Source organism: Clostridium sp. BJN0001 (genome assembly GCF_022869825.1).
Lineage (GTDB): Bacteria > Bacillota > Clostridia > Clostridiales > Clostridiaceae > Clostridium.
Window position 1 is genome coordinate 666,530 of the sequence record NZ_CP094971.1, and the last position, 24,688, is coordinate 691,217.

The window sequence follows — 24,688 nt, forward strand, 5'->3', positions numbered from 1 at the left end:
AGTTAATATACTGGTGAATGTTTTAGTACTTTCACCAGTTTTATTTTTAATTTGGATTTTATGATATAATGAATATTTGAAATAGAAAGACAAAATAGATTATAGGAGGAAAAGTATGGAAGAAAGACAAAATGTATCATACGACGTAACGTCACTTACATCTTTAGAAAAACTTGAACCGGTTAGAGTAAGACCAGGAATGTATATAGGTTCAACAGGCAGCAAAGGGCTTCATCATTGTATATGGGAAATTATAGACAATTCTATAGATGAAATAACAAATGGATATGGAGACAGAATAAAAATAATATTAAATGCAGATAAAAGCGTTACGGTTATAGATAATGGAAGAGGAATTCCTACAGGTATACATCCTATAAAGAAAAAAACAGGAGTTGAGATGGTATTTACTGAACTTCATACTGGTGGAAAATTTAATAATAAAAATTATAAGACATCAGGAGGTCTTCATGGAGTAGGTGCTGCGGTTGTAAATGCACTTTCTACATGGCTTGAAGTTGAAGTTGAGCAAAATGGCAATGTATATAAACAAAGATTTGAATATGCGTATGATAAAAAGCTTAAAAAGAAGATGCCAGGTACTAAGGTTACAGAACTAGAAGTTATAGGAAAGTCTAAAAGTACAGGCACAAAAGTTACATTTAAACCTGATTCTAAAGTTTTTTCTACTACTGACTTTAAATTTGATGTAATAGATGAAAGACTTCAGGAACTTGCATTTCAAAATAAGGGAATGTATCTTGAACTTATTGATAGAAGAAAAGATGAAGAAGTAAAAAAAGAATATTATTCTGAAAATGGACTTCTTGATTTTATTAAATATTTAAATGAAAGTAAAACTGTTCTTCATCAGAAACCTATTTTATTTGATGGAGAAAGAGAGATTGGAAATATAAAGATGTATGGTGAAATCTGTGTACAATTTACAGATTCAACTACAGAATATATATCAAGTTATGTAAATAATATTCCAACTACAGAAGCTGGAACTCATGAAACTGGATTTAAGACAGGAATGACAAGAGCATTTAAAGAAGGTGCAAAAAAGCTTTCTTTAGTAAAAGAAAAAGATAAGGATTTTGAAGGCGATGACCTTCGTGAAGGAATGACAGCTATAGTCAGAATAAAAATTACAAATCCTATATTTGAAGGGCAGACAAAGACAAAACTTGGAAACTCTGAAGCATATACTATGATGAATGATCTTGTATATACAAAATTTTTAGAGTGGATTGAAGACAATAAAGAAGTTGCTACAATAATAATAAATAATGCACTAGAAGCAGCAAAAAGGCGAGACAAAATAAAAAAAATAAATGATGCTGAACGAAAAAAGGTTGGAAAAGGAACTTCACCTCTTGCTGGAAAAGTTGCAGTATGTACATTAAAGGATAATGAAGTAAATGAATTTATAGTAGTTGAGGGAGATTCTGCCGGAGGCTCAGCAAAACAGGCAAGAGACAGAAGATTTCAGACAATAATGCCTTCAAAAGGTAAAATAATGAATACTGAAAAACAAAAACTTGAAAATGTACTTGCATCTGAAGAACTTAAAATATTTAATACAGCAATAGGAACTGGAACTTTAGATAATTATAAAGAAAAAGATTTAAAGTATGACAAGATAATAATAATGAGCGATGCTGATGTCGATGGTTATCATATAAGGACTTTATGGATGACATACATTTATAGATATATGAGACCACTTATTACAAATGGACATTTATTTTTAGCACAGCCTCCTTTATATAGAGTTTATAAGAAGTCAAAGGGCAAAGACATAGTAAAGTATGCCTATAGTGATGATGATCTTCATGAAGCTAAGAAGAAAGTTGGAAAGGGAAGTTTAATTCAAAGATATAAAGGTCTTGGAGAGATGAATCCTGATCAGCTTTGGGAAACAACTCTAAATCCAGAAACAAGAACACTTCTTAAAGTAAATATAGAAGATGCTGCAAAAGCAGAGAGAATGGTTTCTCTTCTTATGGGTGATGTTGTTGAACCTAGAAAGAAGTATATGTATAAGTATGGAGAATTTTAATAAGATTTAATAAATAAAAATAAATAAGAAATGAAAGGAGTATGTCAAAACTAGAAATACTGCAAAAATTTAAAAAAGTATTATAGATTTTACATAAGGTTTTGACAAAGGATATATGGCTAAGAAAAAGATAGTCGCAAAAATACCTAAAGATAATAACATAGTAGATGTTTCACTTGAAGATGCTATGCCTGAAAATTATCTTCCGTATGCAATAGAAGTTGCCAAAGACAGAGCACTTCCAGATGTAAGAGATGGACTTAAGCCTGTTCACAGAAGAATTTTATATGGAGCATATATGCTTAAGGCATTTCCAGATAAGCCGTATTATAAGTCAGCAAGAATAGTAGGAGATATTTTAGGTAAATATCATCCTCATGGAGATACTTCTGTTTATGATGCAATGGTAATTTTAGCACAGAATTTTACAACAAGAGTTCCTTTAATTGACGGTCATGGAAACTGGGGATCTATAGATGGAGATAGTGCAGCTGCTATGCGTTATACTGAGGCAAGGCTCACAAAGGAAGCTTTATTAATGCTTCGTGATATAGATAAAGATACTGTTGATATGACACTTAACTATTCTGATTCAGAGCTTGAACCAGTAGTTTTGCCAAGCAGATATCCTAATTTATTAGTTAATGGAGCTTTTGGAATTGCTGTTGGACTTGCAACAAATATTCCTCCTCATAATCTTCATGAAGTTATAGATGGAACACTTAATTATATAGATAATAATGATATTACGACTAAAGAGCTTATGAAATACATAAAAGGACCTGATCTTCCAACTGGAGGAATTTTAATAGGTGAGGATTCAATACTCTCAGCGTATGAAACTGGAGAAGGAAAAATAGCTTATAGAGCAAAGACATCTATTGAAAAACTTGAAAATGGAAGATTCGGCATTGTAATTACTGAATTCCCATATAGGAGAAATAAGTCAAAAATTCTTCAAACTATTTCAGAAATGACAGCTGATAAGAGATATCAAAAGTCACTTGATTCAATATCAGATATTCGTGATGAATCAGATAGGGACGGAATAAGAGCAGTAATAGAATTTAAAAAGAATACTGATGAACAGATATGCGATAAAGTTTTAAAGTTTTTATTTAAAAAGACAGACCTTCAATGCAATTTAAGTGTAAATATGGTTGCGATAGCTGATGGAAAACCTCAAACAATGGGGCTTAAGACAATAATTAAATATTATGTTGAGCATCAGAAAGACGTTATTAAAAGGAGAACTAAAAAAGAACTTCAAACGTGCAGGAAAAGATATAATATTGTTGAAGGTTTTATCAAGGCAATATCGGTAATGGATGACATTATAAAGATTATAAGGGCGTCAAAGTCTAAAAAAGATGCCGAGGAAAATATCATAAATAAGTATGATTTTACAGTAGATCAAGCAAATGCAATACTTGAACTTATGCTTTATAGACTTACTGGTCTTGAAATAGATACTCTTAAAAAAGAATATGAGTCATTAAAAAAGAAAATAAAAGCACTCGAAAAGATTTTAAGCAGTGAAAAAGAGCTTTTAAAAGTAATAAAGAAAGAGCTTTCACAAATTCAAGAAGAATATAAAGATGATAGACGAACAAAAATCGTTAAAGATGATGATAAAGGAAAAATCGAGATAGAAGACATAATAGTTTCTGAAGATATAGTGATTTCTGTATCTAAAGATGGTTTTGTAAAGAGAATTCCGCTTAAAAATTATAATAAAGTAAATAAGGATAAGTCTGATATAGATTATAGAGAGGGAGATTATCTTAAATTTGTAGTTAAGTCAAATACAGTATCAAATCTTTTATTCTTCACAGATAAAGGATCTATGTATCAGACAAAAGGAATAAATATACCAGAGATGAAGTGGAAAGAAAAGGGAGAAAAACTTGACGGAATAATAAAGACTTTAAAACTCTCTAAAGAAAATATAATTGGTGTAATTTCTACTGATGTATTATCAGAAGATATGGTAGTTAAGTTTATAACTAGAAATGGATTTATGAAAGAGAGCAGCCTTAATATGTTTGCTACTAATTATTCAAAAATTCAGGCTATAAAATTAAAAGATGATGATATTCTTATTTCCGTAATTTTAAAAGAAGATGATAAAGAATATAATTTCTTAAAGATAAATACACTAAGTGGACTTGAATTTACAGCAGATGTTCCTAAGATTCCTATTACTGCTAGAAATATAATGCCGCAGAAAGTATTTAATTTTGGAAGTTATGATTATATAAATACAGTAGAATATGTTAGCACTATGGATTATTTTGAAATGAATTTAGGAATAACTGAAAAGGGAATATTAAAATCATATTCAAAAATTAAAAACAGTCCTTTAAAGACAAAAATAACTTCTTCAGATGAATTGCTTATTTTTACAAGTAAAGGAATAATCCACAAAATAAAAGCATTTATGTTAAAAAATGTGATTAATTCAGAAATATCTGTGGAAAAGTTTATTGGAAAACTTTTACGTGATGAAAAGATAATAAGAATATGTACTGCTGATTCTAAGCTATATAGTAAAGGAAATTCATTTTATATTTTTACTAAAAATGGTATAGTAAAAGAGACATATATAGATGAATTTAAAGATAACTTTGAAAATGCTGTATTTATTAAATTTAAATCTGATGATGATGAGGTTGTATCTGTAGATATAGGAAGAGAAAAGACAGGATATGTTCTTATCTTTACTTCTAAAGCAATGGCTATAAGATTTCCATGTGAAAATTTAAGCCCTATGGGAAAAGGAGCATCAGGTGTAACTGGAATAAGTTTAAGAGATGAAGACGAAGTTATAAATGCAGTATTTGTTTCAGAAAATAAAAAAGCAGAGATTGCATTATCATCTAAAGAAAAAAAAGAAATAATGCTTTTTGATATAAAACTTCAAAATAGAGCAGGAATAGGAAGCAGTATAATGCTTTTGAATTTAGATGATAAGGTGAAAAATATTACAATAAATTAGTTTTTTTAGGGAGGAATTTACTGTGAAAAAAGTATGTGTTTTGTTAGCAGAAGGATTTGAAGAGGTTGAAGCTCTTACTGTATCAGATGTAATGAGAAGAGCAGGAATAAGTTGCGATTTAGTTTCAATAAGTGATAAAAAAGAAACTGTTTCAGCTCATAATGTAAAGATAATCGCAGATAAAATTTTTGATGAAAATAATATGGATTATGATTTAATTGTTCTTCCAGGAGGACTTCCAGGGGCTACAAATTTAGCAGATGATAAGAGAGTTATTAAATTATTAAAAAAGCAGAATGAAGAAAATAAATTTATAGGAGCAATATGCGCAGCACCTCTTATACTTGGAAGAGCTGATCTTACAGAAGGAAAGATAATGACATCTTATCCAGGCTTTTCAAAATATATGAAAGGATGCACATATGTAGAAGATAAGAAAGTTTGTGTAGATAAAAATATTATAACAAGCAGAGGACCTGCAACTGCACTTCCTTTTGCATACAAGCTTCTTGAAGTTTTAGGATATGAAAAAGAATCAGAGGAAATTTCAAAAGGAATGCTTTATAGGAGTTAATAATGAAAAGTAGATGGCTTGTTAGAAATGTTAAAGCAGATTTTAAAAAAGTAGCAGCAAGGTATAATATATCAGAAGTTGTAGCAAGAATTTTATTTAATAGAGGAATATATAAAGATAGCATGATAAAAAGCTTTCTAAATCCAACTTATAAAAATTTAAATAATCCTGATTCTATAATAGATATAAAAAAAGGTGTATCTATTATAGAAGAAAAGATAAAAACAGGGAAAAAAATACGAATAGTTGGAGATTATGATGTTGATGGAGTTATGAGCGTTTATATATTATATACAGCACTTAAAAAGTGCAGAGCAAAGGATGTTGATTATGAAATTCCTGATAGAATTAAAGATGGGTATGGAATAAATAAAAACATTATTGATGATGCTTTAAGGGATGATGTAGATACAATTCTTACATGTGATAATGGAATATCTGCAACTGAAGAAATAAAATATGCTAAAGATAATAAAATGACTGTAATAGTAACTGATCATCATGATATTCCATTTTCATTAGATGAGGATGGAGAAAAAATATATACTGTGCCAAAAGCTGATGCTATAATAAATCCCAAAATAAAAGAATCACGCTATCCTTTTAGAGCATTATGTGGAGCTTCAGTTGCATTTAAATTTGTTCAGCTTTTATTTGAAAAATTTAATATAGATAAAAAAGAAATATTAAATTATATAGAGTTTTTATCAATTGCTACTGTATGCGATGTAATGGAACTTATCTTAGAAAATAGAATATTCGTAAAAAATGGACTTTCAAAAATTTCAGATACAAAAAACGTTGGACTAAGATGTCTTATGGCAGAATGTGATATTTTAGATAAAAAGATAAATACATATCATATAGGGTTTGTCTTAGGCCCATGTATAAATGCATCAGGAAGGCTTGAATCTGCTAAAATTGCTTTGGATTTATTTCTTGAAAAAGATTTAAAGAAGGCTCAAAATATTGCAAAAGAACTTGTCTCTTTAAATAAAGAGAGAAAAGATATGACGTCTTCCGGAGTAGATAAAGCAGTAAAAATAATTGAAGAAAATAATATGGACAAAGATAAGGTACTTGTAGTTTATGTAGATAATATACATGAAAGCTTAGCAGGTATAATTGCTGGAAGGATAAAGGAAAAATATAATCTTCCAACCATTATACTTACTGATGGAAAAGACAAGGTTAAAGGTTCTGCACGTTCAATAGATGAATATAATATGTTTGAAGAATTGTCTAAATGTAAAGAGCTTTTAAGCAGTTTTGGTGGACACAAAATGGCAGCAGGACTTTCACTAGATAAAGAAAATATAGATAAATTAAGAGAAGAATTAAATAAAAATACATCTCTTACAGATAAAGACGTGGTAAAGAAAATTGTAATAGATGAAAATCTTCCACTTGAAAATATAAACTATAAACTTATAAATGAAATAAAATCATTAGAACCTTTTGGAATGGGAAACTCTAAACCTTTATTTGGGGTAAAAGGAGTTAATGTTATAAACATGCATGTTTTTGGGAAAGATAAAAATGTAATAAAACTTAAAATAAAGATGAAAAATGGACTTTATATAGATGCTATTCATTTTGGAGATGTAAAAGACTTTGAAAAAGTCATTGAGGAGTCTTTTGGGAAAGAAGAACTTAATAAATTATATAATGGTTTTATAAATGACGTATATTTAGATCTTGTTTATTATCCTACAATTAATGAATATAATGGGAATAGTTCAGTACAGATAATAATTGATGACTATAGGGGGAATTAAATTTGGCAAAGCATAAAATAATTATGACAGGTGGAGGAACAGCAGGACACGTTACTCCAAATCTTGCACTTATACCAGAACTTAAAAAATCAGGTTTTGAAATCAAGTATATAGGAAGTAAAAAAGGTATAGAAAAAGAAATAATAAGAAAAAATAACATTCCTTATTATGGTATATCTTCTGGAAAGCTTAGAAGATATTTAGATTTAAAGAATTTTACAGATCCATTTAAAGTTTTTAAAGGATTTTTGGAAGCTTTAAGGATTTTATCTAAGGAAAAACCAGATGTTGTATTTTCAAAGGGGGGCTTTGTTTCTGTTCCTGTAGTTATGGCAGCATCTATCAAAAAAATTCCTGTTGTAGCTCATGAATCTGATATAACACCAGGCCTTGCAAATAAATTATCAGCACCTTTTTGTACAAAGCTTTGTGTTACATTTAGAGAAAGCTTAAAATATATTAAAGGAAATAAAGGCGTTCTTACAGGAAGTCCTATAAGAAGTGAAATCATGCAAGGAAACAGAGAAAAAGGTAAAAAAATATGCAAATTTACTGATAATAAAGAAATAATTTTTATAATGGGTGGAAGCCTTGGATCAAAAATTATAAATACTCAGATAAGAAATAATCTTAATACTTTTTTAAAAGATTTCAATATAATTCATATTTGCGGAAAAGGAAATGAAGATGAATTATTAAAAAAAACTAAAGGATATGCACAATTTGAATATGTATCAGAGGAGCTTAAAGATTTAATTGCAGCAGCAGATTATATAATATCTCGTTCGGGTTCAAATTCTATTTTTGAATTTTTAGCTTTAAAAAAGCCAGCACTTTTAATTCCTTTATCTAAAAATGCAAGCAGGGGAGATCAAATCCTAAATGCAAAATCATTTGTAAAAGAAGGTTATTCTTTAATGATTGAAGAAGAAGAGCTCTCTAAAGATTCATTGATGAATAAATTAAAAGAACTTAAAAATAGGAAAAATGAACTTATCAAAAATATGGAAAATAGCGATTCAAAAAACGGTGTAAAAAATGTAGTAAAGGTTATAAAAGAGAGTATAAAATAGAATAGTCAGAATAATCAAACTACACAAATAGAGCACTTTGACGAAAAATTATCATCAAGAAATATTGCAAAAAAAAATAGTTGATATATAATAAATATGTAAGTCATTTTTATTATAAAAAAGTAAGTTAATTATTTAACGAAAGAATGAGGGTTTATTTGCAGATGAAAAAAGTAAATATTATTTATTGGAGCCTTGGAGGCAATGTTGAGTTTTTAGCAAATAAAATAGCAGAAACAGCAGAAAAGTTTGGCGCAAAAATAAATACTCTGCAGGTTACGGATGCATCATTAAACGATGTCATAGAAGCGGATGCTTTAGCATTTGGTTGCCCAGCATATGATTCTATGAATATTGAAAAAAAAGATATGCTTCCATTTATCGAAAGTCTTAATAAGCTTAAAAAAGAGCAGACAGCCAAAGACTGTATTTTGTTTGGAACATGTGGCTGGATAGAGACGACATTTATGGATATATGGAAAGAAAAGATGCAAAAGATCGGTTTTAATGTTTTAGATACTGTTGTGATTAAAGAATCACCAGGAAAAGGAAGCATTGAATTAATTGAAAAACTCGGTGAAAGACTTGCAAAATAAAATTAGTTTATTAGGTAGTCAAGAGACTTACTTATATAAAAATAAAATATTCTAAATTATAAAGCTTTAATTTTTAATTTTAGAAAGAGGGGTCAACGCGATGAGAAAAATGAAAACTATGGATGGTAATACTGCAGCAGCTCATATTTCATATGCATTTACAGAAGTTGCAGCAATTTACCCAATTACTCCATCATCACCAATGGCTGAACATGTTGATGAATGGGTAGCACAAGGTAGAAAAAATATTTTCGGACAGCCTGTTAAGGTAATGGAAATGCAGTCAGAAGCAGGAGCTTCAGGTGCAGTTCATGGATCATTACAAGGAGGAGCTCTTACAACTACATATACAGCTTCTCAGGGATTATTATTAATGATTCCTAATATGTATAAAATTGCTGGTGAATTATTACCAGGAGTATTCCACGTATCAGCTAGAGCATTAGCAACATCTTCATTAAATATATTTGGAGATCATCAGGATGTCATGGCAACAAGACAAACTGGATTCGCAATGCTTGCAGAAGGATCAGTTCAGGAAGTTATGGATCTTTCAGCAGTTGCACATTTAGCTGCAATCAAGTCAAGAGTTCCATTCCTTAATTTCTTTGATGGTTTCAGAACTTCTCATGAAATTCAAAAGATAGAAGTACTTGAATATGATGAATTAGCTAAGTTACTTGATTGGGATGCAGTAAAGGCTTTCAAAGAAAGATCTTTAAATCCAGATCATCCAGTAACAAGAGGTACTGCACAGAATGCTGATATCTACTTCCAGGAAAGAGAAGCAGTTAACAAGTTCTATGATGCAGTTCCAGATATGGTTGAAAACTATATGGCAGAAATCACTAAATTAACAGGAAGAGAATATCACTGCTTCGACTACTATGGTGCAAAAGATGCAGATAGAGTAGTTATTGCAATGGGTTCTGTAACAGATGTCTGTGAAGAAACTGTTGATTACTTAAATGCACATGGACAAAAAGTCGGTGTTGTTAAAGTAAGACTTTATAGACCATTCTCAATTGAAAAATTATTAAAAGCAGTTCCAAAGACAGTTAAGAAGATTGCTGTTTTAGATAAGACTAAAGAAGTTGGTGCTGCTGGAGAACCATTATACTTAGATGTAAGAAATGCTTACTTCGATGTTAAGGATGCTCCAGAAGTTTATGGTGGAAGATTCGGATTAGGTTCTAAGGATCCAAACCCAGGTCATATCGCTGCAGTTTATGCAAACCTTGCAGAAGATAAGCCAAAGAACGGATTTACAATTGGAATCACTGATGATGTAACAAATACTTCACTTGAAGTTACTGAAGATATCGATGCTACTCCAGAAGGAACTACAGCATGTAAGTTCTGGGGACTTGGATCAGATGGTACTGTTGGAGCAAACAAGAGTGCTATTAAGATTATCGGAGACCACACAGACATGTATGCTCAGGGATATTTCTTCTATGATTCTAAAAAATCAGGTGGTATAACAGTATCTCACTTAAGATTTGGTAAGAGACCTATTAAGTCACCATACTTAATAAACAAAGCAGATTTCGTATCTTGCTCACAACAAGCTTACCTTTACAAATATAATGTATTAGAGGGATTAAAGAAAGGATCTACTTTCTTACTTAATACTATTTGGAGTCCAGAAGAAGTTGAAGAAAAATTACCAGCTTCTTATAAGAGATTTATGGCAGCTAACGATATTAAGTTCTATACAATTAATGCCGTTAAGATTGCTCAGGAAATCGGACTTGGTGGAAGAACTAATATGATAATGCAGTCTGCATTCTTCAAATTAGCTAATATAATTCCATTAGATGATTCTGTTAAATACTTAAAACAAGCCGTTGTTACTTCTTATGGAAGAAAAGGTGAAAAGGTAGTTAACATGAACAATGCTGCTATTGATAAGGGAATCGAATCAATAGTTAAGATCGAAGTTAAGGATTCTTGGAAAGATGCTAAGGATGCACCTAAGGCTCCAATTAAGCATGCTTCAGAATTCGTTAAAAACGTAGTTGTTCCAATGAACAGATTAGAGGGAGATAACCTTCCTGTATCTTCATTCAATGGAATGGAAGACGGTACATTCGAAGCAGGAACTGCAGCATTCGAAAAGAGAGGAATCGCAGTTAATGTTCCAGAATGGAATAAAGATAAATGTATCCAATGTAACCAGTGTTCAATGGTATGTCCACATGCTACAATTAGACCAATTCTTCTTAATGAAGATGAAAAAGCTAAGGCTCCAAAGAATACTAAGATCGTTGATGCTAAGGCAATTAAATCAGACGAAAAATTATACTTCTCTATGGGTGTTACACCTCTTGACTGTTGTGGATGCGGAAGCTGTGCTGAAATATGTCCAGTAGATGCTTTAACAATGAAGCCACAGGATACTCAGCATGATCAGATGGAAGTATGGGATTACTTAATCAATGATGTAACTGCTAAGAAGAACCCAATGAACAAGGCAACTGTTAAAGGAAGTCAGTTTGAACAACCATTACTTGAGTTCTCAGGAGCTTGCGCAGGTTGTGGAGAAACTCCTTACGCTAAGACTGTAACTCAGTTATTTGGAGACAGAATGATGGTAGCAAATGCTACAGGATGTTCTTCAATCTGGGGTGGTTCAGCACCTTCAACTCCTTACACAGTTAACAAAGAAGGACACGGTCCAGCATGGGCAAACTCATTATTTGAGGATAATGCTGAATTTGGACTTGGAATGTTCTTAGGAGTTCATACTAACAGAGAAAGAGTAGCTGAAACAGTTAAAGCTGCTATAGAAGCTAATGATCCAGCTAAGGCTGAATTACAAGATTGGTTAGATAACATGAACGAAGGCGAAGGTTCTAGAGATAGAGCTGAAAAGCTTACTGCTGCTCTTGAAAAATCAGGAACAGATCTTGCTAAGGAAATCTTAAAAGATAAAGACTTCTTCGTTAAGAGATCTCAATGGATCTTCGGAGGAGATGGATGGGCTTACGACATCGGATACGGTGGAGTTGACCATGTTCTTGCAACAAACGAAGATGTTAATATCTTAGTTATGGATACAGAAGTTTACTCAAATACAGGTGGTCAGTCATCTAAGTCTACTCCAACTGCTGCAATTGCAAAATTCGCTGCAAGTGGTAAGAAGACTAAGAAGAAGGATCTTGGTATGATGGCTATGAGCTATGGCTATGTATATGTAGCTCAGATCAACATGGGAGCTGATAAGAACCAGGTTATAAAGGCTATGAAGGAAGCAGAAGCTTACCATGGTCCATCATTAATCATCGCTTATGCACCATGTATCAATCATGGTATCAGAATCGGAATGGGTAAGAGTATGATCGAAGCTAAGAAGGCAGTTGAATGCGGATATTGGCAGATGTACAGATTCAACCCAGAATTAAGAGAAGAAGGAAAGAATCCATTTGTATTAGATTCTAAAGCACCTGATTATAGCAAATTCAAGGACTTCTTATTAGGTGAAGTTAGATACGCTTCACTTGCTAAGGGATTCCCAGAAGCTGCAGAAGCATTATATTCTAAGACTCAGAAAGATGCTCAAGAAAGATATGAAGGATACAAGAAACTTTCTGAACAGTAAAATTAAATTTATAATTTAATTTATATAAAGAACTTGTTAGTCAGTAGTTTTTAACTGCTGGCTGCAGGTTCTTTTTTTTATTTCGAAAAAAAGTTGTTTTAAAATCCGTTAATAAAGGGTAGAATATAAATATAAAAGTTTTGGAGGTAATATATGGACAAAGATAAAGATTTAGAAAAATGTAATTGCACAGAAGAAAGTGAAGAATGCAGCTGCAATTGCAATCATGATGAAAAACATGAATGCAATTGTGGATGTGAAGAAGAAAAAGAGCAAGAATTTGTTATTGATCTTGAAGATGAAAATGGGGAAAAGCTTACATGTAAAGTTGTAGACGCATTTAAATTTGAAGGCAATGAATATATGCTTGTTCAAAATCCAAAAGAAAATACTACATACCTTTTTAAAGTCGCAGATGAGGATCTTATAGTTCCTGATGAAGACGAGTTTAATAAAGTTGTGCATTATTATGAGAACGAAATGAAATAAATTTTAAATTGAGGGTATTGCATAAAATAAAGTGCAGTACCCTTTTTGTAAAAATTGATAATGTGCAAATTAAGAATTAACAAATTGAATGTTAAAGGACAAAGGACAAAGGACAAATGACAAATGTGGATGTTTCTGCTAGGTCGCAGAAACCAAAATATATGAGCTTCCGCTTCAGGCGAAAGCTTTAGTTTTTTGCGAGAATCGCAAAAAACCATACAATGAAATTCCTGCGGAATTTCCACCTCATTTGTCATTTGTCATTTAACTATTTGTCATTTGCATAGGATTTTCACCTCATTTGTCATTTGCCCTTTTAAAGTTTGTCGTTTGGACTAATTTTTTGTAATTAAATATACAAATTTATTATCATTAGTTATATAATATATGATAAGGCGCAATTTAAAAAAGAGGCGTTTTTATAAAATAAAGATTAAAATTTATATAAAGTATTTAGGAGGAAAAAAAGTAATGCAACTCTCAAAGAAAGCCGAAAATATTAATCCATCAATTACACTTGCAATTACTGCTAAAGCAAATGAACTTAAAAGTAGTGGGGTAGATGTAGCAAGTTTTGGTGCAGGAGAACCTGATTTTAATACTCCGCAGAATATAATAGATGCAGCGGTAAAGGCAATGAATGAAGGAAAAACAAAATACGCTCCAACAGGTGGAATTGCTGAACTTAAAAAAACTATATGCGAGAAATTTAAAAAGGACAATAACCTTGAATATCAGCAGAATCAAATAATCGTTTCAACTGGTGCAAAACAATGTCTTGCAGATACATTCATGGCAATATTAAATCCAAAAGATGAAGTGCTTATTCCAACACCATATTGGGTAAGTTATCCAGAACTTGTTAAACTTGCTGATGGAGTACCTGTTATAGTAAATACATCAGAAGCTAATAGTTTTAAATATACATTAGAGGATTTAGAAAAAAGTGTATCTGACAAAACAAAAGCTATTTTAATTAATAGCCCTAATAATCCTACAGGAACTGTATATTCTAAAGATGAACTTCAGATGATTGCAGATTTTGCTAAAAAACATGATTTATTAATAGTTGCAGATGAAATATATGAAAAACTTATATATGATGAAGAAAAACATATAAGCATAGCTTCATTAAATGAAGATTCATATAAGAGAACTATTGTAATAAATGGTGTTTCAAAGACTTATGCAATGACAGGATGGAGAATTGGATATGCAGCAGCAGATTCAAAAATAATAAAATTAATGACAAGCATTCAGAGTCACATGACATCCGGAGCAAATACAATAGCTCAATATGCAGCACTTGCAGCATTAAACGGACCTGAAGATGATTTAAAAAGGATGGTTGCTGAATTTGATAGAAGAAGACGTTTTATGATTGATAAATTATTAAAATTAAATGAGATTTCAATAATAAAACCTAATGGTGCTTTTTATATCATGGTTAATATAAAAGCATACCTAAATACTAAATTTAAAGATTATAACATAAATACATCTGTAGATTTTGCAAAAGTACTTTTAGAAGAAGAAAAAGTTGCAGTTGTTCCAGGTGCAGGTTTTGGTAATGATGATTATATAAGATTATCATATGCAGCTTCAATGGAAACAATAGTAAAAGGAATAGAAAGAATATCTGTATTTTTAAGCAAAATAAAGTAAAGTTTATATTTTAGAAAGAATATAATGGAGAAGAGAATATATTGAAGAAGATTGCTATATTTGATGTTGACTATACAATAATAAAAAAAGAATCATTAATGCAGCTTATTTTATACATCTTTAAAAAAAATAAGACTAAATATTTAAAAAATTTGATAATTGGTGCTTTTTCAGGAATCTTATACTTATTTAAGATATATGATGAAAGAAAAGTAAAAGAGAAAACATTATCTTTTTTAAAAGGAATTAAAAAACAAAAAATAGAAAAATTAAGTAGAGAATTTTTTAAAGATGTATTAAAAAATATATTATATAAAGATGCACTTAATATGATAAGAAAATTAAAAAAAGAGGGCTATGAAATTTATCTTATTACTGCATCTCCTGAATTTTATATGAATCAATTTTATAATATTAATGAAGTTGATAAAGTAATAGGAACTAAATTTTCATATACAGATAAGGATGAATTTACTGGGAAAATGGAAGGAAACAATTGTAAAGGTGAAGAAAAAGTATTAAGACTTATTACATATTTAACAGAAAATAATATATGTGTAGATTTTAGAAAGTCTTATATGTTTTCAGATTCCCTATCAGATAAACCGCTTCTTGATATGACGGGAAATTCATATTTGATAAACTTTAACAGAAAAAGTTACTTTAATGTGTTAAAATGGAAATGAAAAAGTTTTTATAAAAAGGAGATGCTTTTTAAATGAAGAGCAAGGTAGTATATGAAGTAATAAGAATAATCAATAAAAAGCCATTGTTTTTAGAGAGCCATATAAAAAGGATGGAAAATTCTTTTAAACTTATAAATATGGAATTCCCAATGGAATATGAGAAAATTAAGAAAAAAATATTTGATAAAATCGATGCAGAAAATTTAGATAATGAAAATATAAAACTTACTTATGATGTATCAGAAAAAAAATTAGATATTTTTAAAATAGATCATTATTATCCTTCAGATGATATGTATAAAAATGGAGTAAAAACCATTCTATATTTTGGAGAAAGAGAAAATCCTAATGCTAAGATAATAAATCAAAATTTTAGAGATAAAGTTACAAAAGAGATAGAAAAAAATAATGCATTTGAAGCTGTTCTTATTGACAGAAATGGATATATAACAGAAGGCAGCAAATCAAATATGTTCATGATAAAAGGAGAGAAAATCTTAACATCACCTGTAAAAGCAGTTCTTCCAGGAGTTACAAGAGATGAAATAATTAAGGCTGTTAAAAAAGCAGGTTTAAATGTTAAGGAAGTAGAATATAGTTATAAAGATATAGAAAAACTTGATGCTATGTTCATTTCAGGGACATCACCTAAAGTTCTTCCAATAAATGAATTAGGAGATAAAAAATTTGATGTGAATAATTCTGTCTTAAGAAAAGTCATAAAAGCATATGATAATGCAATAAATACTTATTTGTCCAATAATTAGAATATTTAATTTAAAAATAACAGGGTGTGTGGTATACTAAAATTAAGTTAATTTTTGGGGGAGGATAATATGTCACTTATATTTAAAGGGAAAACAGTAAACGAATGTTTAAATAAAGCTTCAGCTCAACTTAATATAAGTACGAATGATTTAAAATATAAAGTTCTAAAAGAAGAAAAGTTATTTTTTAAAAAAAGTGCAGAGATAGAGATTATAGAAGATGAGCATGTAAATACTAAAGAAAATAATGTAAAGATTATCAATAAAGAAAAGTATGGAATTACAGTTAAAAATGGACAAATAATTGTAAAAAATGATCCAAATAAGGGGAATGAGTTTTTCAAAATAAAACCATGTGAAAATTTAAAACTCTTTATAAATGATAAAGAATGTGATAATCAGACTGAAGTTACAGGCAGCGATAATATAAGATATGAAATTGAAGATTCACTAGAAGAAAAGATTTCAAAAAAAGTTTCAGTTGAGAAAAACAATATGGGAGCTTATCTCACGTTAAATTATATTCCATCAAAAACGTATAAACTGAAAGATACATCATATTCAAAAGATCTCGTACTTGAACTTATTATTACTGAAAAAAAATATCCTAAAAAGTATGATAATAAAGAAATTGAAGAGTTTTTAAATAAAAGTGGCATAAAAAATGGAATATTAAAAGATAAAATTTCAGGTATTGCCCATTCTAAAGATTACACTTTTAATCATGTTTTAGTTGCAAAAGGCACACCCAAGATAGATGATGAACCTATAAAAGTAAAAATGATCCATGAAGATAGAAATATTATAAATGATATTGCAGATAATGAAAAAATAGATTTTAAAGGAATCCATAAGATTGGAATAGTAAAAAAAGGTGACATAGTGGCTGAAAAGGTACACGGAAAAGAAGGTTCTGATGGATTCGATGTTTATGGAAATGTAATAAAGAGGAAACCTGCAACAGATATAAAAATGGTAGCAGGTCCTGGAACAAAACTTGAAGAAGATAAGATAATTGCAATATTTGAAGGAAGACCAGAAAGAAGTGGAAATGTATTTTCTGTAAAAAAGATATACGAAGTTCAAAATGTTGATTTAAAGACAGGGAATATTGATTTTATAGGTGATGTAAATATACTTGGAAATGTAAGTATAGGAATGAGTGTTAAAGCTGATAGTAATGTAAAGCTTTATGGAAATGCAGATTCATGTAAAATTGAAGCTGGAGGGAAAGTAGAAATACTTGGAAGCCTTCTTAATTCTACTGTGAATTCAGGAATAAATGATGTTTATAATAAAAATTATTTGGACAACCTCTCTATACTTTATAAGGCAGTTGAGGAGATTATTTTATCGCTAAAACAGATAAGAGAAACAAATATGTTTAAGGATAAAAGAGTAGGCGAAATTGTAAAGGTATTAATAGAAACAAAACTAAAGAAATTACCTGATATATGTAAAAAGATTATTGAGTATAATATTCATAAACATGATAATCAAAATGTAATTTCTATTTTTGCTTATAATAAACTTATTGGAAATGGACCACTTAAAATAGAGAGTGGAACAGAACTTGTTCAATTTAATAGTAAGATTCAAAAAGAGATTGATAGAATAAAAGAACTTGCATTTAATCCGTCAGACATAGATCTTTCATATATTCAAGCGTGCAATATAAATTCTTCTGGAAATGTTAATATTACAGGAAAAGGACAATATGTATCTAATATAACATCACTTTATGATATTAATTTTATTCAGAATGGTTCTGTATGCAGAGGTGGAGTTTTAAAAGCTGGTGGACAAATAAATCTTAAAACTGTAGGAAGTGTTGCTGGAGTTTTAACAAGACTTATAGTTCCTAAAGATGGTAGAATTAAAGCTGAAGTTGCGTATAATAATACGGAATTTTGTTTTGGAGAAAAAAGAATGGTACTAGATGTTTCCTCAAAAAATCTTGAGGCATATCTAGATAAAACAGGTGATATTCAAATCGATAAATTATTACTATGAAGGTGAAATAGGTAATGGAGAATACAAATATGAAGATTTTAATTTTTAATTTAAATAAGGAGTACTATGCAACAGATATACAAAATGTTGAAAGAATACTAGGATATGAAACTCCGACAGAGCTACCTAATGCTCCTTACTTTGTAGAAGGAGTAATAAATCAGGAAGACAGTATACTTCCTATAATAGATATTTCTAAGGAATTTAAATTATCAACAGATATGCATGAGAAAAATTGTGCAAAAAAAATAATAGTAGTTAAAAGAGAAAAAAAGAAATTTGGAATAGTGGTTAACAATGTTTCTGAAGTTAAAGATGTCGATGAAAAATTAATTGAAGATGCACCTGAAATTACAAAAAATTCAAAAAGGGAATATATAAAGGGACTTATAAGGTTTGATAAAAAGATAGTAATATTACTTGACTTAGAAAAACTTCTCTCAAGTGGAGATGAGGATAAAATCTTTAAAGGGGGAAGAGATGAATCAATTGGGAGAGGTTAAAGTTGGAATTGCAGATTTAAATATAGTGCTTGCACCTGATGTTATAATGACAATCGGATTAGGATCATGTGTAGGTATAGCTTTATATGATGGAATAAAAAAGATTGCAGGTTTATCTCATATAATGTTACCAGATAGTACTCAGTTTAAAAATGTAAAAAATGAAATGAAATTTGCAGACTCAGCTGTTCCGCTTTTGCTTAAAAAAATGGAATTAAAAGGATGCAGAAAACAAAATATAGTAGCCAAGATAGCTGGCGGAGCATCTATGTTTAATTTTAGTGATAAGAGCATAATAAGTGATATAGGAAAAAGGAATGGAGAGGCTGTAAAAAAAGCACTTGAAAAAGAAAACATAAGAATTATTGGAGAGGAACTTGGAGGAAACAAAGGACGAACAATGATTTTAGATTCCAATAGTGGTAGAGTAACTTTAAATGTTGTCGGTCAGGGTACTATTGAATTATAAGAAGAAAAGGTGATACTATATGGAAAAAATCAAAATAATTATTGTAGATAATTCTGCTTTTATGAGAAAAATGATTGCAGATATTATAGAGTCAGAACCTAGTTTAGAATTAATAGCTAAATTTGGATCTGGTGAGGATTTATTATTAAAAGTTGATTCGTATAATCCAGATATTATCACATTAGATGCGAATATGAGAAAACTTGATGGACTTTCTACGTTGAAAGAACTAAAGAAAAAGGGGAAGAATTATCCTGTAATAATGCTCACTAGCTTAACAAATGAAAAATCTGATTCTACACTTGAGTATATTGAAAATGGAGCTGCAGGTTTTGTAAAAAAACCAAATAATCAAGTTTCATTTGATGTAAATAAGTTAAAAATCAGTTTGCTTGCTGAAATTATGTCGATAGTAAATAAGAAAAGAATTAATAAACAAAATAAATTAAATATAAAAAAAATAAAAACTGATGGGAAAATAGTGCAAAAAAGCTATAATAATATTGAAAATAATGTTAAAATAGAGAAAAGAGTGTTAATTAGTTCAAATATAGAAGCTGTTGTCATAGGAGCTTCTACTGGAGGACCTAAAGCTCTGCAAGTAGTTTTACCTAATCTTCCAAATGATTTAAATGTCCCTGTATTTGTAGTTCAGCATATGCCAGCTAATTTTACAAAGGCTTTTGCTGAAAGACTAGATAAGTCGTGCAAAATGAGAGTACATGAAGCAGAAGATGGTATGATGATTGAAAAGAATAATATTTATATAGCTAAAGGTGGAAATCATATGGTGATTAAAAATAAACAAATGATTTCACTTAATGATGAGCCTCCGATATGGGGAGTAAAACCTGCAGTTGATAAGTTATTTAATTCAGCATCTAATATTTATAAGGATAGATTGTTATCTGTTGTCCTAACAGGAATGGGCAGAGATGGAGCAAATGGTACTTCTACTATAAAAGATAATGGTGGGATTACAATTTCAGAAGATAAATCTACATGTACAATATATGGAATGCCTAAAGCTGCATATGAAACTGGAAAGGTTGATTATGTATTAGAAATTGATAAAATAGCAAAGACAATAACAAGTATTGTATGTGATAGGAGGTAGGCTATGGATTTTAATGAATTTCATAAATGGGTACAGAGAGAACTTGGAATTAATCTTTCTGCATACAAACCAGAACAGCTTAATAGACGTATAAATAGCATAATGACGAGAAATGGAATAAGTTGTCTTTCTGATTATACTAAAGCTATAAAAAATGAGCCAGTTCAGAAACAAAAATTTCTTGATTTTATAACTATTAATGTAACTGAGTTTTTTAGAAATCCAGAACTATTTAAGCAACTTCAAAAACTACTTAAAGATGAATTATTAGTAAAAAACAGAAATTTAAAAATCTGGAGCGCGGCATGTTCTATAGGATGTGAGCCATATACTATTGCAATGATATTAAATGAACTTACACCACATATAAAACATACTATTATCGCTACTGATATAGACAGCACAATACTTAAGAAAGCTAAAAAAGCTGAATACACAAAAAATGAGTTAAAATCAACAGATGATTATTACATAAAAAAATATTTTAATAAAGAAGATAATAAATACATTTTGAACAATTCAATTAAGTCAATGGTTACATTTAAGAAGCAAGATCTTATAATGGATCAGTATGAAAAAGAATTTGATCTTATTGTCTGTAGAAATGTAGTTATATATTTTAATAATGATACAAAAGAAAGTATCTATAGAAGATTTTCACAGTCTTTAAAAAAAGGCGGAATGCTATTTGTAGGAGCAACTGAAAGTATTTACAACTATAAAGATTATAATTTTGAAAAAGCTTCTACATTTATTTATAAAAAAATATAAGGGGGAATAAATATGGATACATCTCAATATATGTCAATGTTTATTGAAGAATCATTAGATAATCTTCAAACTCTTAATGAATCTTTACTTGATTTGGAGCAAAATCCAGAAGATATTGATAAAGTTAATGCAATTTTTAGAGTAGCTCATACAATAAAAGGTATGGCTGCAACTATGGGTTTCACTGATGTTGCTGAATTAACACATAAAATGGAAGATGTACTTGCAGAATTTAGATCAGGGGAATTAAAAGTAACTCAAGATGTTGTAACTGTATTATTTGATTGTCTAGATACTCTTGAAAAAATGATAGATAATATTCAAGAAGAATCAGACGATAAAGTTGATATAGATCCAATAATGAAAAAGCTTGAAAAAATAGCAGATGATAATAAAGGACAAAGAGGAGAAAAGCCTGAAAATAAAAAAGAGCCTGAAAAAGAAGCTGTACAGGAAGAAAAGAAAGATGAAGATGATTTTGTACTTAATGAGTATGATATTTCTGTAATAAAGCAGGCAAATGAAAAAGGCTTTACTGCATTAAGTGTAGATGTAAGCATAAGTAAAAACACACTCCTTAAATCTGCAAGAGCATTTTTAATCGTTAAAGATCTTGAAGATACTGGAGAAATAATTAAATCAGATCCACCAACAGAAGAAATTGAAAATGAAGAATTTGGATTTGAATTAAAATTTGTTCTAGTAACTAAGAATACTAAAGAGGAAATTGAACAAGTTGTAGAAGGTATTTCTGAAGTAACAAACGTAAAAGTAGAAGTAATAAATGCAGAGGAAATAGAAAAACAGCGTAAAGATGCAAGTGATAAAGCTAAAGCTGAAGCACAGGATAAAAAAGCTGATGAACCTAAAAAGGAAGAAAAACCAAAGGTCACAAAAGCTAAGAAACCTGTTGAAAAGAAACCATCTAAAAAATCAGGAAAGAAAGTTCATCAGTCAGTAAGAGTAGATCTTGAAAGAATAGATAATCTTATGAACATGGTATCAGAGCTTGTTATTTATAGAACAAGACTTGAACAAATAGTATCTGATCATAAGTCACCTGAACTTAGTGAAACTCTTGAGCAGATAGGAAGAACTACTTCTGATCTTCAAGACTTAGTAATGAAGATAAGAATGCTTCCACTTGACATAGTATTTAATAGATTCCCAAGAATGATAAGAGATATATCTGTAGAACTAAATAAGAAGATTAACTTTGTTATAGAAGGTGCTGATACTGAACTTGATAGAACAGTAATAGATGAAATTGGAGAACCTTTAATCCATCTTCTTAGAAATGCAGCAGATCATGGTGTTGAGTCTAAAGAAGACAGACTTGCACAAGGAAAGACACCTGTTGGAACAGTTAAACTTGTAGCTTATCAAGAAGGAACTAAGGCACTTATAAAAGTTATTGATGATGGTGCTGGAATTAATCTTGAAAAGGTAAAGGAAAAAGCTGAACAAAAGGGCATAAATACAGATGGAATGTCAGATAATGATATTAAAAATCTTATTTTTGCACAAGGATTTAGTACAAATGAAGTTGTAACAGATATCTCTGGAAGAGGAGTTGGAATGGATGTTGTTAAGACAAAGATTGCAGCTCTTGGAGGAACAGTTGATCTTTATAGTGAAGAAGGAAAAGGTTCTACATTTACTATAAAACTCCCACTTACACTTCAGATAATTCAAGCGCTTTTAGTTAAAGTTGGAGAAGATACTTTAGCAATATCACTGGGATTTATCGATAGAGTAATAGACTATAAAGAAGAAAATATAAAGAGAACAAATGGAAAAGAAGTTATTGTTTATAGAGAAAATGTTATTCCACTTGTAAGATTAAATGAACGACTTAACATAGAATCTGGTGAAACAAACAAGAAATTTGTTATAATAGTTAATGTAGGAGATAAAACTATAGGTCTTTTAGTTGATTCACTTATGGGACAGCAGGAAATAGTAATAAAACCTTTAGGAAAGACATTAAAGAATCTTGATGAGTACATAGGTGCTACAATATTAGGCAATGGACTAGTTACATTAATTCTTGATGTGGGTGCACTATTATAGGATAATACTAGAGGAGGATATATGGATAATATAGAATTAAATACAATGCAGCTTGATGCTTTAAAAGAAGTATCTAATATAGGAGCAGGAAATGCAGCTACATCGCTTTCTATGCTTCTTGGAAAAACAATTGATATGACTGTTCCAGCTGTTAATATTATTTCTCTTCAAGACATTTTTGATCAAAATGGGGAAGACCTTGTTTGTGGCATAATAGTAAGAGTACTCGGAAGTATTGAAGGAAATGTTCTAATAGTATTTGATAAAGAGACAGCAGAAGATATTGTAAAGAGGCTTACTAATGGGGAAAGTGAAATTACAAGTGACATGGGTCAATCGGTATTATGTGAAATAGCAAATATTATATCAGGTTCATATATGAATGCAATTGCTAAGCTTACGAATTTATTAATAACTCCATCAGTGCCTGCTGTAAGTTATGATATGCTCGGAGCAATATTAAGCACTTCTTTTATAGAGGCAGATCAGTATGATGAACAGATATTAGATATTGAAACAGTATTTTTAAATCAGAATAAAGAAAATATTGGAGGACATTTTTATTATATTCCTAAGCCTGGTTCGCTTGATAAAATATTAAAATCTATAGGAATAAATTAATTTTGGAGGTAACAAAATGGCGAAAGTATTAATTGTAGATGATGCAGCTTTTATGAGAATGATGATAAAGGATATCCTAGAAAAAAATGGATATGAAATAGTAGGAGAAGCTAATAATGGTATAGTAGCATGTGACTTATATAAGAAAGAGAAACCAGACGTAGTCACAATGGATATCACAATGCCTGATATGGATGGTATAGAAGCAGTAAAACAGATAAAAGCATTTGATCCTAATGCTAAGATAGTTATGTGTTCTGCCATGGGACAACAGTCAATGGTAATGGATGCAATAAAAGCAGGAGCAAGAGATTTTATCGTAAAACCTTTTCAAGCTGACAGAGTTTTAGAAGCAATAAAAAAAGTTGTAGGGTAATTATTTTTATTAAAGAATAGGAGGAGGATTTTATGCAGATTGTAGTATTTAGACTTGGTAATGAACATTTTGCAGTTGAAACAAGTATTGTTCAGAGTATAAATGATATGATGCCAACAACAAGAGTACCTAAAGCTCCTGTATATATAAAAGGCCTTATAAATTTAAGGGGAAGTATTAAATCACTTGTAGATATTAATTTATTACTTAATGTTAAGTCAGATAATGAACAAAATAGTATAATTATCCTTAATATTGAGGATGAAGAAATAGGAATTTCAGTAGATGAAGTGGAGGAAGTACTTGACGTTGATGAAAAAGATCTTCAAAGAGTAGGCAAAGAAGAAAATAGTAATCAGCCATATGTAAAAGGAATATTAGATTATGAAGACAAGCTTCTTACAGTTATTGATATCAATAAACTGATAAATAAATAATGAATGAAATGAG

At 30.0% G+C, this 24,688-nt stretch carries 20 protein-coding genes; all 20 read left to right on the plus strand.

All coding sequences use genetic code 11. From position 1 onward, the window contains the following. Window positions 1-115 precede the first annotated feature (115 nt). The 20 genes from MTX53_RS03155 to MTX53_RS03250 all read left to right on the plus strand — a co-directional run bounded on the left by MTX53_RS03155 (window position 116) and on the right by MTX53_RS03250 (window position 24,675). Window positions 116-2,065 carry a DNA topoisomerase IV subunit B gene (locus MTX53_RS03155; RefSeq protein WP_244834772.1) on the plus strand — a complete coding sequence of 650 codons (1,950 nt, stop codon included), beginning with the start codon at window positions 116-118 and terminating at the stop codon, window positions 2,063-2,065. Between the two features lie 115 nt (window positions 2,066-2,180). After that, window positions 2,181-5,063 carry a DNA topoisomerase IV subunit A gene (locus MTX53_RS03160; RefSeq protein ID WP_244834773.1) on the plus strand — a complete coding sequence of 961 codons (2,883 nt, stop codon included), beginning with the start codon at window positions 2,181-2,183 and terminating at the stop codon, window positions 5,061-5,063. Window positions 5,064-5,085: 22 nt separating this feature from the next. Beyond that, window positions 5,086-5,637: a DJ-1 family glyoxalase III gene (locus MTX53_RS03165; RefSeq protein WP_244834774.1), complete on the plus strand. Its 552-nt coding sequence runs from the start codon at window positions 5,086-5,088 to the stop codon at window positions 5,635-5,637. A 2-nt stretch (window positions 5,638-5,639) separates the two neighbouring features. Beyond that, window positions 5,640-7,415, plus strand: a complete 1,776-nt coding sequence (gene recJ, locus MTX53_RS03170; RefSeq protein WP_244834775.1) for a single-stranded-DNA-specific exonuclease RecJ — start codon at window positions 5,640-5,642, stop codon at window positions 7,413-7,415. A 2-nt stretch (window positions 7,416-7,417) separates the two neighbouring features. After that, window positions 7,418-8,488, plus strand: a complete 1,071-nt coding sequence (locus MTX53_RS03175; RefSeq protein ID WP_244834776.1) for an undecaprenyldiphospho-muramoylpentapeptide beta-N-acetylglucosaminyltransferase — start codon at window positions 7,418-7,420, stop codon at window positions 8,486-8,488. A 164-nt stretch (window positions 8,489-8,652) separates the two neighbouring features. Next, window positions 8,653-9,084, plus strand: a complete 432-nt coding sequence (locus tag MTX53_RS03180) for a flavodoxin domain-containing protein (protein ID WP_244834777.1) — start codon at window positions 8,653-8,655, stop codon at window positions 9,082-9,084. A 100-nt stretch (window positions 9,085-9,184) separates the two neighbouring features. Beyond that, window positions 9,185-12,688: a pyruvate:ferredoxin (flavodoxin) oxidoreductase gene (gene nifJ, locus MTX53_RS03185; protein WP_244834778.1), complete on the plus strand. Its 3,504-nt coding sequence runs from the start codon at window positions 9,185-9,187 to the stop codon at window positions 12,686-12,688. A 153-nt stretch (window positions 12,689-12,841) separates the two neighbouring features. After that, entirely contained in the window at window positions 12,842-13,177 is a 336-nt protein-coding gene (locus MTX53_RS03190; RefSeq protein ID WP_244834779.1) for a DUF1292 domain-containing protein, read from the plus strand. Window positions 13,178-13,648: 471 nt separating this feature from the next. Continuing rightward, window positions 13,649-14,842, plus strand: a complete 1,194-nt coding sequence (locus tag MTX53_RS03195; protein WP_244834780.1) for a pyridoxal phosphate-dependent aminotransferase — start codon at window positions 13,649-13,651, stop codon at window positions 14,840-14,842. Window positions 14,843-14,883: 41 nt separating this feature from the next. Beyond that, complete coding sequence (locus MTX53_RS03200) at window positions 14,884-15,528, plus strand: HAD-IB family hydrolase (protein WP_244834781.1); 645 nt, start codon at window positions 14,884-14,886, stop codon at window positions 15,526-15,528. Window positions 15,529-15,560: 32 nt separating this feature from the next. Further along, complete coding sequence (locus MTX53_RS03205; protein ID WP_244834782.1) at window positions 15,561-16,295, plus strand: aminotransferase class IV; 735 nt, start codon at window positions 15,561-15,563, stop codon at window positions 16,293-16,295. A 69-nt stretch (window positions 16,296-16,364) separates the two neighbouring features. Beyond that, window positions 16,365-18,308, plus strand: coding sequence for a flagellar assembly protein A (locus MTX53_RS03210; protein WP_244834783.1), 1,944 nt, complete (start codon window positions 16,365-16,367; stop codon window positions 18,306-18,308). Between the two features lie 14 nt (window positions 18,309-18,322). After that, on the plus strand, window positions 18,323-18,811 hold the full coding sequence (locus tag MTX53_RS03215) for a chemotaxis protein CheW (protein ID WP_244834784.1): 489 nt from the start codon (window positions 18,323-18,325) through the stop codon (window positions 18,809-18,811). Next, window positions 18,789-19,280, plus strand: a complete 492-nt coding sequence (locus MTX53_RS03220) for a chemotaxis protein CheD (protein WP_244834785.1) — start codon at window positions 18,789-18,791, stop codon at window positions 19,278-19,280. The genes MTX53_RS03215 and MTX53_RS03220 overlap by 23 nt, the downstream gene beginning before the upstream one ends. A 19-nt stretch (window positions 19,281-19,299) precedes the next feature. Beyond that, window positions 19,300-20,397, plus strand: coding sequence for a chemotaxis-specific protein-glutamate methyltransferase CheB (cheB, locus tag MTX53_RS03225; RefSeq protein WP_244834786.1), 1,098 nt, complete (start codon window positions 19,300-19,302; stop codon window positions 20,395-20,397). A gap of 3 nt (window positions 20,398-20,400) precedes the next feature. After that, a complete protein-coding gene (locus MTX53_RS03230) occupies window positions 20,401-21,168 on the plus strand; it encodes a protein-glutamate O-methyltransferase CheR (RefSeq protein WP_244834787.1) in 768 nt (255 codons plus the stop codon). Window positions 21,169-21,180: 12 nt separating this feature from the next. Next, on the plus strand, window positions 21,181-23,241 hold the full coding sequence (locus tag MTX53_RS03235; protein WP_244834788.1) for a chemotaxis protein CheA: 2,061 nt from the start codon (window positions 21,181-21,183) through the stop codon (window positions 23,239-23,241). A 21-nt stretch (window positions 23,242-23,262) separates the two neighbouring features. Then, window positions 23,263-23,862 carry a chemotaxis protein CheC gene (locus tag MTX53_RS03240; RefSeq protein WP_244834789.1) on the plus strand — a complete coding sequence of 200 codons (600 nt, stop codon included), beginning with the start codon at window positions 23,263-23,265 and terminating at the stop codon, window positions 23,860-23,862. 16 nt (window positions 23,863-23,878) lie between these two features. Beyond that, window positions 23,879-24,238 (plus strand): response regulator, encoded by a 360-nt coding sequence (locus tag MTX53_RS03245; RefSeq protein WP_244834790.1) that lies wholly within the window; start codon window positions 23,879-23,881, stop codon window positions 24,236-24,238. A gap of 32 nt (window positions 24,239-24,270) precedes the next feature. Beyond that, window positions 24,271-24,675, plus strand: coding sequence for a chemotaxis protein CheW (locus MTX53_RS03250; RefSeq protein WP_244834791.1), 405 nt, complete (start codon window positions 24,271-24,273; stop codon window positions 24,673-24,675). Window positions 24,676-24,688 lie beyond the last annotated feature (13 nt).

Bases quoted from the DNA above. Each gene is read 5' to 3' on its own strand.
- MTX53_RS03155 (WP_244834772.1), top strand. From the start codon at position 116: ATGGAAGAAAGACAAAATGTATCATACGACGTAACGTCACTTACATCT.
- MTX53_RS03160 (WP_244834773.1), top strand. From the start codon at position 2,181: ATGGCTAAGAAAAAGATAGTCGCAAAAATACCTAAAGATAATAACATA.
- recJ (WP_244834775.1), top strand. From the start codon at position 5,640: ATGAAAAGTAGATGGCTTGTTAGAAATGTTAAAGCAGATTTTAAAAAA.
- MTX53_RS03180 (WP_244834777.1), top strand. From the start codon at position 8,653: ATGAAAAAAGTAAATATTATTTATTGGAGCCTTGGAGGCAATGTTGAG.
- nifJ (WP_244834778.1), top strand. From the start codon at position 9,185: ATGAGAAAAATGAAAACTATGGATGGTAATACTGCAGCAGCTCATATT.
- MTX53_RS03190 (WP_244834779.1), top strand. From the start codon at position 12,842: ATGGACAAAGATAAAGATTTAGAAAAATGTAATTGCACAGAAGAAAGT.
- MTX53_RS03195 (WP_244834780.1), top strand. From the start codon at position 13,649: ATGCAACTCTCAAAGAAAGCCGAAAATATTAATCCATCAATTACACTT.
- MTX53_RS03205 (WP_244834782.1), top strand. From the start codon at position 15,561: ATGAAGAGCAAGGTAGTATATGAAGTAATAAGAATAATCAATAAAAAG.
- MTX53_RS03210 (WP_244834783.1), top strand. From the start codon at position 16,365: ATGTCACTTATATTTAAAGGGAAAACAGTAAACGAATGTTTAAATAAA.
- MTX53_RS03215 (WP_244834784.1), top strand. From the start codon at position 18,323: ATGGAGAATACAAATATGAAGATTTTAATTTTTAATTTAAATAAGGAG.
- MTX53_RS03220 (WP_244834785.1), top strand. From the start codon at position 18,789: ATGAATCAATTGGGAGAGGTTAAAGTTGGAATTGCAGATTTAAATATA.
- cheB (WP_244834786.1), top strand. From the start codon at position 19,300: ATGGAAAAAATCAAAATAATTATTGTAGATAATTCTGCTTTTATGAGA.
- MTX53_RS03230 (WP_244834787.1), top strand. From the start codon at position 20,401: ATGGATTTTAATGAATTTCATAAATGGGTACAGAGAGAACTTGGAATT.
- MTX53_RS03235 (WP_244834788.1), top strand. From the start codon at position 21,181: ATGGATACATCTCAATATATGTCAATGTTTATTGAAGAATCATTAGAT.
- MTX53_RS03240 (WP_244834789.1), top strand. From the start codon at position 23,263: ATGGATAATATAGAATTAAATACAATGCAGCTTGATGCTTTAAAAGAA.
- MTX53_RS03245 (WP_244834790.1), top strand. From the start codon at position 23,879: ATGGCGAAAGTATTAATTGTAGATGATGCAGCTTTTATGAGAATGATG.
- MTX53_RS03250 (WP_244834791.1), top strand. From the start codon at position 24,271: ATGCAGATTGTAGTATTTAGACTTGGTAATGAACATTTTGCAGTTGAA.